Here is a 12,382-nt window from a genome sequence, read left to right as displayed (position 1 = left end):
GTGACCACGGTAGGTCATGGCGCGGCCCGCCGGCCGCCCGGCGGCCCGCGGCCTCGCGGGGCCTCCGTCGGGACCAAGGTCCCTACCGCGCGTCACCGTGCTCCGCGAGGGTGGTGCGGCGGAAACCGATCATGGTTACCGCGGGACGTACCGGGAAGGGCCCTCGAAACGGGCTGACGGAGGCAGAGGCACGGTGACTGGGACACGTCGGGCGGCGGAAGCGACGCCCGCAGAGACCGGGGCGGGCGGCGCGCGGCCGATGGTCATGCTGGCGGTGGCCACGATCGGGTTCGCGGTGAACTTCTGGGCGTGGGCGCTGCTGAGCCCGCTCGGCCCGCGGTTCAAGGACTCGCTGGAGCTGTCGTCGTTCGAGCAGTCCCTGCTCGTGGCCGTGCCCGTGGTCGTGGGCTCGCTGGGACGCATCCCCGTCGGCGCGCTGACCGACCGGTTCGGCGGCCGCGTGATGTTCCCCGCGGTCTCGCTGTTCACCATCGTGCCCGTCCTCTACCTGGGCCTGGCCGGGCACTCCTCGCTGGCGTCGCTGCTGGCGGGCGGGTTCTTCCTCGGCATCGCCGGGACGACGTTCGCCGTCGGGGTCCCCTTCGTCAACGCCTGGTTCCCGCCCCGGCGGCGCGGGCTGGCGGTCGGGGTCTTCGGCGCCGGGATGGGCGGCACCGCGATCAGCGCGCTGACGACCGTCAAGGAGGTCGACAGGTACGGGATGCGGTTCCCGTTCGTGGTGATGGCCGTGCTGCTCGCCGTGTACGCGGCCGTCGCGTGGCTCGTCCTGCGGGAGGCCCCGGGGCGGACGGCGCCGACCGAGCCGCTCGCGAAGCGGCTGGCCGCGACGGCCCGGATGGGCGTGACGTGGCAGATGTCGGCGCTGTACGCGGTCGCCTTCGGCGGCTACGTCGCCTTCTCGGTGTACCTGCCCACGTATCTGAAGACGGAGTACGGGCTTTCGCAGTCGGACGCCGCGAACCGGATGGCGGGATTCGTCCTGCTGGCCGTCGTGATGCGCCCGATCGGCGGATGGCTGTCGGACCGGGTGGGCGCCCCCCGGGTGATGGTGACGGTCCTGGCGGTGACGGTGGCGGGCGCGGCGGCGCAGGCGTTCTCGCCGCCGCTGATGCCGCTCGGGACGATCGCGTTCCTCGCCATGGCCGCCGCGCTCGGCGCCGGCAGCGGGGCGACGTTCGCGCTGGTCGCGCAGCTCACCCCGGTGAGCAAGGTCGGCGCGGTCACCGGCGTCGTCGGTGCCGCGGGCGGCCTCGGCGGGTTCGTCCCTCCGCTGGTCATGGGCTTCGTCTACGGCGCCTACGGCTCCTACGCCGCCGGACTGGTGCTGCTCGCGCTCGTGGCCGCGGCCGCCGCGCTGTTCACCGCCACGGTCGTCCGGCGCGCCGCGCTGGACCGCCAAGCCGCATAGGGAAGGAAATCTCGTGAGCTCGACCGATGGCCGGCCCGGACTGGACGGCCCGCTGGAAGACGCACTGGTGAGCACGCGGAGGTACTTCACCCGCGCGCGGGTCTCCCCGGATCTGCGGACCATGACCAAGAAGGGCGGGCGGCAGGCGGACGCCTTCTACCGGGACCGCTGGTCGCACGACAAGGTCGTGCGCTCCACGCACGGCGTGAACTGCACCGGCTCGTGCTCCTGGAAGGTGTACGTCAAGGACGGCATCATCACCTGGGAGGCGCAGCAGACCGACTACCCATCGGTGGGCCCGGACCGCCCCGAGTACGAGCCGCGCGGCTGCCCCCGGGGCGCGTCGTTCTCCTGGTACACCTACTCGCCGACCCGCGTGCGGTACCCGTACGTGCGCGGCGTCCTGCTGGAGATGTACCGGGAGGCCAAGGCCCGCACGGGCGACCCGGTGACCGCGTGGCGCGAGATCGTCTCCGACCCGGAGAGGGCCCGCGCCTACAAGGGCGCGCGGGGGCGGGGCGGCCTGGTGCGGGCGTCGTGGGACGAGGCGACCGAGATGATCGCCGCCGCCCACGTCCACACGATCGCCGAGTACGGCCCCGACCGGGTCGCCGGGTTCTCCCCGATCCCGGCGATGTCGATGGTGTCGCACGCGTCGGGGGCCCGGTTCGTGTCACTGATCGGCGGGACGATGCTGTCGTTCTACGACTGGTACGCCGACCTGCCGGTGGCGTCCCCGCAGGTGTTCGGCGACCAGACCGACGTCCCGGAGTCGGGCGACTGGTGGGACGCCGGCTACCTGATCATGTGGGGCTCGAACCTGCCGGTGACCCGCACCCCGGACGCGCACTGGATGACCGAGGCCCGCTACCGGGGCCAGAAGGTCGTGGCCGTCTCCCCGGACTACGCCGACAACGTCAAGTTCGCCGACGAGTGGCTGGCCGCCCAGCCCGGCACGGACGGCGCCCTGGCGATGGCGATGGGGCACGTCATCCTCAAGGAGTTCTTCGTCGACCGGCGGGTGCCATACTTCACCGATTACGTCAAGCGCTACAGCGACCTGCCGTTCCTCGTCCGGCTGGAGGAGCGCGACGGCGCCCACGTCCCCGGCAAGTTCCTCACCGCGGCCGACCTGCCGGGCGCCGAGGCCGGGTCCGAGTACGCCGCGTTCAAGACCGTGATCCTGGACGCGAACACCGGGCATCCGCTGGTGCCGAACGGGTCGCTCGGATTCCGGTACGGCGACGCCGGCGTGGGCAAGTGGAACCTGGACCTGGGCGACGCCGACCCGCTGCTGTCGGTCGAGGGCGGCGAGACGGCCGAGGTGGAACTGGCCCGGTTCGACGGCGTTGACGGCGCGCCGGGAACGCTCCGCCGGGGCGTGCCGGTGCGGAACGTCGGCGGCCACCTGGTCACGACCGTGTTCGACCTGCTGCTCGCCCAGTACGGAGTGGGACGGGACGGGCTGCCGGGTTCGTGGCCGTCCGGCTACGACGACGCGTCGGAGCCGGGCACCCCGGCCTGGCAGGAGACGATCACCGGCGTGCCCGCGCGGGCGGCCGAGCGGATCGGGCGCGAGTTCGCGGCGAACGCCGAGGAGTCCCGCGGCCGGTCGATGATCATCATGGGCGCGGGCACCAACCACTGGTTCCACTCCGACACCATCTACCGGACGTTCCTCGCGCTGACCACGCTGACCGGCGGGCAGGGCGTGAACGGCGGCGGCTGGGCGCACTACGTCGGGCAGGAGAAGTGCCGTCCGGTGACCGGGTGGGCGCAGCTGGCGTTCGGGCTGGACTGGTCCCGCCCGCCCCGCCAGATGATCGGCACCGCCTTCTGGTACCTGCATTCCGACCAGTTCCGCTACGACCAGTTCGACGCGGGCACCCTGTCGGCGGCGACGGGCGGCGGGCGGCTCGCCGGCCGGTCCACGGCCGACGTGATCGCGCAGGCGGCCCGGCTGGGCTGGATGCCGTCCTACCCGACCTTCGACCGCAACCCGCTCACCCTCGCCGACGAGGCGGAGGCCGCCGGGAGGCCGGCCGGCGAGCACATCGTGGACGAGCTGAAGGCCGGCCGGCTGAGGTTCGCCTGCCAGGACCCCGACGCCCCGGAGAACTTCCCCCGCGTCCTCACCGTGTGGCGGTCCAACCTGCTGGGCTCGTCCGCCAAGGGCAACGAGTACTTCCTCAAGCACCTGCTCGGCGCCGCCGACGCCGTACGGGCGGAGGAGACGCCGCCGGGCGAGCGCCCCAAGGAGGTCGTCTGGCGGGACGAGGCCCCGGCCGGCAAGCTCGACCTGCTGCTGTCGCTGGACTTCCGGATGACCAGCACCACGGTGTACTCCGACATCGTGCTGCCTGCCGCGACCTGGTACGAGAAGCACGATCTCAACACCACCGACATGCACCCGTTCGTGCACTCGTTCAACCCGGCGATCGCGCCGCCGTGGCAGACCCGGAGCGACTGGCGGGCCTTCCAGGACATCGCCGTCCAGTTCAGCCGGCTCGCCGAGCGGCATCTGGGCGTCCGCAAGGACGTCGTCGCCGTGCCGCTGCTGCACGACACCCCCGACGAGATGGCGACGCCCCACGGACGCGTCGCCGACTGGGCCGAGGGCGAGTGCGAGCCCGTCCCCGGCGTGACGATGCCGAAGCTGGTGACGGTGGAGCGCGACTACCCGGCCGTCGCCGCGAAGATGACCGCGCTCGGCCCGCTCGCCGAGCGGCTCGGCGGGACCACCAAGGGCGTCACGTTCGACATGGAGGGCGCGGTCGAGTACCTGAGGCACAAGAACGGCGTGGTGCGGGGAGGCCCCGCGGACGGGCGCCCCTCGCTGCGGCGGGACGTGCACGCCTGCGAGGCGATCCTGGCGATGTCGGGGACCACGAACGGGCAGCTGGCCGTCCAGGGCTTCCGGGCGGTGGAGAGGCGCACCGGGCGGCGCCTGGCCGACCTGGCCGCCGAGCACGAGGGCAAGCAGATCACGTTCGCCGACACCCAGGCGCGCCCCGTGCCCGTCATCACCTCCCCGGAGTGGTCGGGCTCGGAGGCCGGCGGGCGCCGGTACTCGCCGTTCACGATCAACGTGGAGCGGCTCAAGCCGTGGCACACCCTGACGGGGCGGCAGCACTTCTACCTCGACCACGACTGGATGGCCGAACTGGGCGAGCAGCTGCCGACGTTCCGTCCGCCGCTCAACATGTCCGCCCTGTTCGGCGAGCCCGAGCTCGGCGAGACCGGCGAGCTCGGCCTGGCCGTCCGGTACCTCACCCCGCACAACAAGTGGTCGATCCACTCGGAGTACCAGGACAACCTGTTCATGCTGTCGCTGTCGCGCGGCGGCCCGGTGGTCTGGATGAGCGGGGAGGACGCCGCGAAGATCGGCGTGCGCGACAACGACTGGATCGAGGCGGTGAACCGCAACGGCGTCGTCGTCGCCCGGGCGATCGTCTCGCACCGGATGCCCGAGGGCACCGTGTACATGTACCACGCGCAGGACAAGCTGATCGACGTCCCGCGTTCGGAGACCTCCGGCCGCCGCGGCGGCATCCACAACTCGCTGACCCGGCTGCTGATCAAGCCGAGCCATCTCATCGGCGGGTACGCGCAGCTGTCGTTCGCGTTCAACTACCTCGGCCCGACGGGCAACCAGCGCGACGAGGTCACCGTCATCCGCCGCCGCTCACAGGAGGTGCAGTACTAGTGCGCGTCATGGCGCAGATGTCGATGGTGATGAACCTCGACAAGTGCATCGGCTGCCACACCTGCTCGGTCACCTGCAAGCAGGCCTGGACGAACCGCAGCGGCGTCGAGTACGTGTGGTTCAACAACGTCGAGACCCGGCCCGGGCAGGGCTACCCCCGGCGGTACGAGGACCAGGAGCGCTGGCGCGGCGGCTGGACGCTGAACCGGCGCGGCCGGCTCGCCCTCAGGGGCGGCGGCCGGCTCCGCAAGCTCCTGACGATCTTCTCCAACCCCAAGCTGCCCGGGATCGACGACTACTACGAGCCCTGGACCTACGACTACGAGACCCTCACCGACGCGCCCCTGCAGGAGCACACGCCGGTCGCGCGGCCGAAGTCGCTGCTGTCCGGCGAGGACATGAAGATCTCCTGGTCGGCGAACTGGGACGACGACCTCGGCGGCTCGGTCGAGCACGGAGACAAGGACGTCCTGCTCAAGGAGATCTCCGACAAGGTGAAGATGGAGTTCGACAAGACCTTCATGTTCTACCTGCCGCGGATCTGCGAGCACTGCCTCAACCCCAGCTGCGCGGCGTCCTGCCCGTCCGGTGCGATCTACAAGCGGACCGAGGACGGCATCGTGCTGGTCGACCAGGACCGCTGCCGCGGCTGGCGGATGTGCGTGTCGGGCTGCCCGTACAAGAAGGTCTACTTCAACCACCGCACCGGCAAGGCCGAGAAGTGCACGTTCTGCTTCCCGCGCGTCGAGGTCGGCATCCCCACCGTCTGCTCCGAGACGTGCGTCGGGCGGCTGCGCTACATCGGGCTGGTGCTCTACGACGCCGACAAGGTGCTGGAGGCCGCCTCCACGCCGGAGGACACCGACCTGTACGAGGCGCAGCGCCGGGTGTTCCTCGACCCGCACGACCCGGCCGTCGTCGCGGCGGCCGAGCGGGAGGGGATCCCGCAGGACTGGATCGAGGCCGCGCAGCGCTCCCCGATCCACGCCCTGATCAACACCTACAAGGTGGCGCTGCCGCTGCACCCGGAGTACCGGACGATGCCGATGGTCTGGTACATCCCGCCGCTGTCGCCGGTCGTGGACGTCGTCCGCGACACCGGCCACGACGCCGAGGACCGCGGCAACCTGTTCGCCGCGATCGACGCGCTGCGCATCCCGGTGGAGTACCTCGCCGAACTGTTCACCGCCGGGGACACCGCCCCGGTGGACGCCGTGCTGCGGCGGCTGGCCGCGATGCGCTCCTACATGCGCGACATCAACCTCGGCCGCGAGCCCGACGAGACGATCCCGCAGGGGGTCGGGATGTCGGGGGAGGCGATGTACGACATGTACCGGCTGCTGGCGCTGGCCAAGTACGACGAGCGGTACGTGATCCCACCCGCGCACGCCGAGCAGGCCCACGGCCTGGAGGAACTGGCGACCGAGTGCGCGCTCGACTACGAGGGCGGGCCGGGGATGGGCGGGGCCGGGGCGGGCGGCGGCTCGGGGCCGTTCGGCGAGGCCTCCGGCGGTGCCAGCCCGATCGCGGTGGAGAACTTCCACATGCTCAGGGAGCGGCAGACGTCCGACAACCCGGTCGACCCGGCCGACAAGCACAAGCGCGTCAACCTGCTCAACTGGGACGGCAAGGGCGCCCCTGCCGGACTGTTCCCCGCCCGCGAGGACGAGGGCCCGGGCCCGGACGGCGCCAACCCGCCCGCGGACTCGGGCGACGCCGAAACGGAGCCCCGGCCGTGAAGATCCGACCCGTGAACAAGGCCGGCCTGACCGACACCGAGCTCGCCACCGCCTGGCAGGTCGCCTCGCTGCTGCTCGGCTACCCCGACGAGGAACTGCTCGGACGGCTGCCGCTGCTGCGCCGGGCCGTGGCGAGCCTGCCCCCGCCCGTCGCGGAGCCGCTGGGCCGCGTCCTCGACCATCTGGACGCGGCCCCGCCGCGCGAGCTGGCGGCCGACTACGTCGCCACGTTCGACCACCGCAAACGCTGCTGCCTCTACCTCACGTACTACGCCTACGGGGACACCCGCAAACGCGGCATGGCCCTGGTGCGCTTCAAGCAGGCGTACCAGGCGGCCGGGCTCGACCTCGACGAAGGCGAGCTCCCCGACCACCTGGCCGTCGTGCTGGAGTTCGCCGCCACCGGCGACCTCGCGCAGGGACGCCGGCTGCTCCTGGAGCACCGCGCCGGCCTGGAGCTCCTGCGCCTGTCCCTCACCGAGTCCGGGTCGCCGTGGAAGGCCGTCCTGGACGCAGTCACGGCCACGCTTCCGCCGCTGACCGGGCGGGGCGAGGAGGCCGTCGCCCGGCTCATCGCCGAGGGCCCGCCCGAAGAGGAGGTCGGCCTCGCCCCCTACGGCGCCGACGCGACCGCCATGGGGCCCGTCTTCCTGCCCGATCCCGCCATTGGAGGCCGCTCGTGACCCGTGACCTGCCCGTTCTCGCCGCTGAGAACGGCGGCGATCCCGGCGTGGCCGGCATCCTGCTGTGGGTCGCCCTGCCCTACGTCGCGGTGGCGGTGTTCGTCCTCGGGCACATCTGGCGCTACCGCTACGACAAGTTCGGCTGGACGACCCGCTCGTCCCAGCTCTACGAACGCCGGCTGCTGCGCATCGGCAGCCCGCTGTTCCACTTCGGCATCCTCGTCGTCGCGCTCGGCCACGTCGGCGGGCTGCTGATCCCCGACACCTGGACGCGGGCCGCCGGCGTGACCGAGGACATGTACCACGTCGTCGCCGTGGTGCTCGGCACCATCGCCGGCTTCTGCACCCTGGCCGGGCTGGCGATCCTGATCTACCGGCGGCGCACGGTCGGACCGGTGTTCTCCGCGACCACCCGCAACGACAAGCTCATGTACGCCGTCCTGGCGCTGACCATCGTCCTCGGCCTGTCCGCGACCGTCGTCGCGAACATCGTCGGCGGCGGCTACGACTACCGGGAGACGGTCTCCCCCTGGTTCCGGTCGATCTTCTACCTGCGGCCCGACCCCGGGCTGATGACCGGTGTGCCGATCCTGTTCCAGCTCCATGCGCTCAGCGCGCTCGTCCTGTTCGGCATCTGGCCGTTCACCCGGCTGGTGCACATGCTCACCGCCCCGATCGGCTACCTGACCCGCCCCTACATCGTCTACCGCAGCCGCGACGAGCAGCTCGGCATGCACCGTCCCCGCCGGGGGTGGGAGCGGGCCACCTGAGAGCCCGGGGTGCCGCCGGACGCCGCCGGGGCGGGCGGTAACGTCCGGTGGCGACCCGTCCCGCCACCCGGCCCGCCACCCGCCCGGTACGCCCTCGGAGGCCCCTCGTGCTCGCCGTCACCACCGCCGACGTGCGGATCTTCCTGCATGTGCTCGCCGCGACGATCTGGGTCGGCGGCCAGATCACCCTCGGCGCGCTCGTGCCCGCGCTGCGCGGATACGAGGGCGTCACCAAGGCCGCCGCCCGCCGGTTCAACGCGATCGCCTGGCCCGCGTTCGCCGTCCTCGTCCTCACCGGAGGCTGGAACATCGCCGCGGACGACCTGGGCGGCGCCGCCCAGCGCACCCTGGAGGTGAAGCTGGTGTTCGTCGTGCTGTCCGGTGCGGCCGCCTTCCTGCACGCCCGCGCCAGATCCAAGGCCGGGCTCGCCGTCTGGGGCGCGCTCGGGGCCCTGGGCGCGCTCCTCGCGCTGTTCTTCGGCGTCCAGCTCGGCTGACGCCCGCCGCCCGCCGCCCGCCGCGCGTTGCGCCGGGAAGCTGGTAGATCGTCTAGGTTTGTCCCATGAGCGATTCCGTGGCGGTGGGGCTGGTCGGGGCGGGACCCTGGGCGGGGATGGTGCACGCGCCCGCGCTGGCGGCGGGCCCGGCCACGCGGCTCGCGGGAGTGTGGGCGCGGCGGCCCGAGGCGTCCGCCGCGCTGGCCGGCGAGCACGGCGCCCCCTCGTTCGAGCGGATCGAGGAGCTGTTCGACGCCTGCGAGGCCGTGGCGTTCTCCGTCCCGCCGGACGTCCAGGCCGACCTCGCCGCCCGGGCCGCCCGCGCGGGCAAGGCCGTCCTGCTGGAGAAGCCCCTCGGCATGGACCTGGACGGCGCCCGCCGCCTCGCCGGCGCGATCGCCGAGGCCGGCGTCGTCTCGCAGATGGTCCTCACGCTGCGCTACTCGCGCGCCGCCCGCGACTTCCTCGACCGGACGCGCGGGCTGGAGCCGTTCGGCGGCTACGGCTCGTTCGTCTCGTCCGTGCTGAGCGGGGGCCCCTTCGCCACCCCGTGGCGGCTGGAGAAGGGGGCGCTGCTCGACCTCGGCCCCCACATCGTCGACATGCTGGACGCCGCGCTCGGCCGGGTCACCGGCGTGCGCGCGCACGGCGACCCGCTCGGCTGGCTGGGGCTGACGCTGGAGCACGAGGGCGGCGCGATCAGCCAGGCGTCGGTGTCGATGGCGGGCACGGGGGAGCTCCCGCCCGCCCACGTCGAGGTGTTCGGGCGGGGCGGCCACGCGCGGCTCGACTGGTCGCAGCTCGGCGACGACGCGTTCGCCACGATGGTGGCCGAGTTCGCCGCCGCCGTCCGCGGCGGGACGGGCCCGGCGCTGGACGCCGCCCACGGCCTGCGGATCCAGGAGGTGCTCGCCTCGGCCGAGGCGCAGCTCGCCTGACGCGCCTGCCATGCTTGGGGCATGGCACGCACCATCGATGACATCCTCGCAGCGGCGCGCGACCGGCTCGCGCGCGTCCATCCCGACCAGGCCCACGCCGAGACGAGCGACGGGGCGGTGCTGGTGGACATCCGCCCGGCCGCCCAGCGCGCGGAGGAGGGCGAGATCCCGGGCGCGCTGATCGTGGAGCGCAACGTCCTGGAGTGGCGCTTCGACCCCGCCTCGGGCGCCCGGTTGCCCGAGGCCACCGGCCACGATCTGCGCGTCATCGTGTTCTGCTCGGAGGGCTACACCTCCAGCCTGGCCGCCGCGTCCCTGCACGACCTCGGGCTGACCCGCGCCACCGACGTCGTGGGCGGGTTCAAGGCGTGGCGCGCCGCGGGCCTGCCGACGACCGGGGGCGCCGACCGGGTGAGTTGAGCTCTTAACATTCCTGGTGTTAACTTCTGGCCTGGCGTCCGGACGGAGGAGCGGGGCATGAGCGACCGGCAGCGGCGGGGGCCCGCGCAGCGGCAGGACGCGATCGCCGAGGCGGTGCTCGCCGCGGGGTCGGGGACGGCCGCCGAGCTCGCCGGGCGGTTCGGGGTCAGCCTCATGACGATCCACCGCGACCTGGACGAGCTGGAGCGCCAGGGCATCGTCCGCAAGTACCGCGGCGGGGTCACCGCGCAGCGGTCCGGGGTCTTCGAGAGCAGCGTCGCCTACCGGGCCAAGACGATGCGCGAGGAGAAGGAGTCCGTCGCCGCGAGGGCGGTCGAGCTGGTCGAGCCCGGCATGGCGATCATGCTCGACGACTCGACGACGGCCCTCGCCCTCGCCCGGCGGCTCCCGGACGTCGGCCCGCTGACGATCGTCACCAACTTCCTCGACGGCCTGAACCTGCTGGCCCCGGTGCAGGGCATCCGGCTGATCGCGCTCGGCGGCGACTACGACCCGCTGCACAACTCGTTCATGGGCGTCTCGTGCGTCGAGATGATCGAGTCCCTCCAGGTCGACCTGTGCTTCGTGTCGACCTCGGCGGTGTCGGCGGGCAACGCCGGCCACCAGGAGCAGCGGGTCGTGGTCGTCAAGCGGGCCATGCTGCGCAGCGCCGTCCGCAACGTCCTGCTGGTGGACCACACGAAACTGGGCCGCACCGCGCTGCACCGGGTCGCGCCGCTGAGCGACTTCGAGCGGGTCGTCGTGGACGACGGGGCGGCGCCGGAGGCGCTGGCCGAGCTGGCGAAGCACAAGGTCGACTACGACGTCGCCGCGCGCCCGCGCCGCTGACCTCCGTGTGAGCACGGACGTTATAACTAACATCGTCTGACCCGTGCGTGCCTAGAGCCCTCACGGGATCGATGCTGAGCTGTGACCAGGCTTTTCCGACTCTGTGGACGATCTTCTTCACGATCATCTGTGTTAGTTAACGCCCATGTATTGACACTTCTAACGTTCGTGATGTTACGTTCTCCCCGCGGTGGCCGCCGACCCCGGTCGCGCGGACGCCGCATCGGCTCCATCGCCCCCTTCACGGGCGTACCCCCGAGGAGAACGTTGTGAAGAAGCCCTCCCTCAGGACGGTCGCCGCGGCCGCCGCGGCGCTCGCCGTGCTCGCCCCCGCCGCGGCGTGCTCCTCCGAGAGCGCGGGGTCCGGCGGCGGCGACGCGAAGAACGCCAAGATCGCGTTCCTGATGCCCGACATCGCCTCGACCCGCTACGAGCTCTACGACGCCCCGCTGTTCAAGGCCAAGATGAAGCAGCTGTGCGGCGGCTGCACCGTGCTCTACCAGAACGCCGGCGCCGACGCCTCCAAGCAGCAGCAGCAGGCCAGCTCGGTGCTCGCCCAGGGCGTCAAGGCCATCGTGATCGACCCGGTCGACTCGGCCGCGGCGGCGTCGATCGTCCGGATGGCGCAGTCCCGGAACGTGAAGGTGATCGCCTACGACCGCCCCATCCCGGCGGCCAAGGCCGACTACTACGTCTCGTTCGACAACGAGAAGATCGGCGCGATGATCGGCCAGTCGCTGGTCGAGCACCTCAAGCAGGAGAAGGCCGAGGGCGGCATCCTGGAGGTCAACGGCTCGCCCACGGACGCCGCCGCGAACCTGATCAAGAAGGGCATCCACAGCTCCGTCGACCCGAGCGGCTTCAAGCTGCTCGCCGAGTACGACACGCCCGGCTGGGAGCCCGCGAAGGCCCAGCAGTGGGTCAGCGGCCAGATCAGCAAGTTCCGCGGCCAGATCGCGGGCGTCGTCGCCGCGAACGACGGCACCGGCGGCGCCGCCGTCGCCGCGTTCAAGGCCGCCGGCGCCGACGTCCCGCCGGTGACCGGCAACGACGCCGAGCTCGCCGCCGCGCAGCGCATCATCGCCGGCGACCAGTACAACACGATCTCCAAGCCGATCAAGATCGTGGCGGAGGCCGCCGCCGACGCGGCCCACAAGTTCGTGCAGGGCGAGACTCCCAAGGGCAACACGACGCTGTTCGGCACGCCCTCGGAGCTGTTCACGCCGACCGTCGTCACGCAGGACAACATCGGCAAGGTCCTGCTCGGTCCGGACGGCGCCCTCAAGGCCGACAAGGTCTGCACCGCCGAGTACGCGGCCGCCTGCGCCAAGCTCGGCCTCAAGTAGCGATC

10 protein-coding genes are annotated in these 12,382 nt (G+C 72.2%); all 10 read left to right on the top strand.

Annotated features, from left to right (window positions below; genetic code table 11):
- Positions 1–193: 193 nt before the first annotated feature.
- On the top strand, positions 194–1,429 hold the full coding sequence (locus tag BKA00_RS11430) for a nitrate/nitrite transporter (protein ID WP_338072115.1): 1,236 nt from the start codon (positions 194–196) through the stop codon (positions 1,427–1,429).
- A gap of 13 nt (positions 1,430–1,442) precedes the next feature.
- Positions 1,443–5,135, top strand: coding sequence for a nitrate reductase subunit alpha (locus tag BKA00_RS11425; protein WP_185024873.1), 3,693 nt, complete (start codon positions 1,443–1,445; stop codon positions 5,133–5,135).
- A gap of 8 nt (positions 5,136–5,143) precedes the next feature.
- Positions 5,144–6,874 carry a nitrate reductase subunit beta gene (gene narH, locus BKA00_RS11420; RefSeq protein ID WP_221493818.1) on the top strand — a complete coding sequence of 577 codons (1,731 nt, stop codon included), beginning with the start codon at positions 5,144–5,146 and terminating at the stop codon, positions 6,872–6,874.
- Positions 6,871–7,557, top strand: coding sequence for a nitrate reductase molybdenum cofactor assembly chaperone (narJ, locus tag BKA00_RS11415; RefSeq protein ID WP_230299305.1), 687 nt, complete (start codon positions 6,871–6,873; stop codon positions 7,555–7,557). Before narH ends, narJ begins: the two co-directional genes overlap by 4 nt.
- On the top strand, positions 7,554–8,327 hold the full coding sequence (gene narI, locus BKA00_RS11410) for a respiratory nitrate reductase subunit gamma (RefSeq protein ID WP_230299306.1): 774 nt from the start codon (positions 7,554–7,556) through the stop codon (positions 8,325–8,327). Before narJ ends, narI begins: the two co-directional genes overlap by 4 nt.
- 107 nt (positions 8,328–8,434) lie before the next feature.
- Entirely contained in the window at positions 8,435–8,824 is a 390-nt protein-coding gene (locus tag BKA00_RS11405) for a hypothetical protein (protein ID WP_185024871.1), read from the top strand.
- A 65-nt stretch (positions 8,825–8,889) separates the two neighbouring features.
- A complete protein-coding gene (locus tag BKA00_RS11400) occupies positions 8,890–9,762 on the top strand; it encodes a Gfo/Idh/MocA family protein (protein ID WP_185024870.1) in 873 nt (290 codons plus the stop codon).
- 21 nt (positions 9,763–9,783) lie between these two features.
- The gene (locus BKA00_RS11395; protein ID WP_185024869.1) at positions 9,784–10,182 is read left to right on the top strand and encodes a rhodanese-like domain-containing protein; all 399 of its coding nucleotides are present in this window, start codon (positions 9,784–9,786) and stop codon (positions 10,180–10,182) included.
- A gap of 57 nt (positions 10,183–10,239) precedes the next feature.
- On the top strand, positions 10,240–11,031 hold the full coding sequence (locus BKA00_RS11390) for a DeoR/GlpR family DNA-binding transcription regulator (RefSeq protein ID WP_185024868.1): 792 nt from the start codon (positions 10,240–10,242) through the stop codon (positions 11,029–11,031).
- Positions 11,032–11,300: 269 nt separating this feature from the next.
- Positions 11,301–12,377, top strand: coding sequence for a substrate-binding domain-containing protein (locus BKA00_RS11385; protein WP_185024867.1), 1,077 nt, complete (start codon positions 11,301–11,303; stop codon positions 12,375–12,377).
- Positions 12,378–12,382 lie beyond the last annotated feature (5 nt).

It is taken from the genome of Actinomadura coerulea (assembly GCF_014208105.1).
Lineage (GTDB): Bacteria > Actinomycetota > Actinomycetes > Streptosporangiales > Streptosporangiaceae > Spirillospora > Spirillospora coerulea.
This window is presented reverse-complemented; position numbering and strand designations above follow the sequence as displayed.

What these genes read in the sequence shown, in the direction of transcription:
- narH (WP_221493818.1), top strand. Translation starts at nt 5,144, where the DNA reads ATGGCGCAGATGTCGATGGTGATGAACCTCGACAAGTGCATCGGCTGC.
- BKA00_RS11400 (WP_185024870.1), top strand. Translation starts at nt 8,890, where the DNA reads ATGAGCGATTCCGTGGCGGTGGGGCTGGTCGGGGCGGGACCCTGGGCG.
- BKA00_RS11395 (WP_185024869.1), top strand. Translation starts at nt 9,784, where the DNA reads ATGGCACGCACCATCGATGACATCCTCGCAGCGGCGCGCGACCGGCTC.
- BKA00_RS11390 (WP_185024868.1), top strand. Translation starts at nt 10,240, where the DNA reads ATGAGCGACCGGCAGCGGCGGGGGCCCGCGCAGCGGCAGGACGCGATC.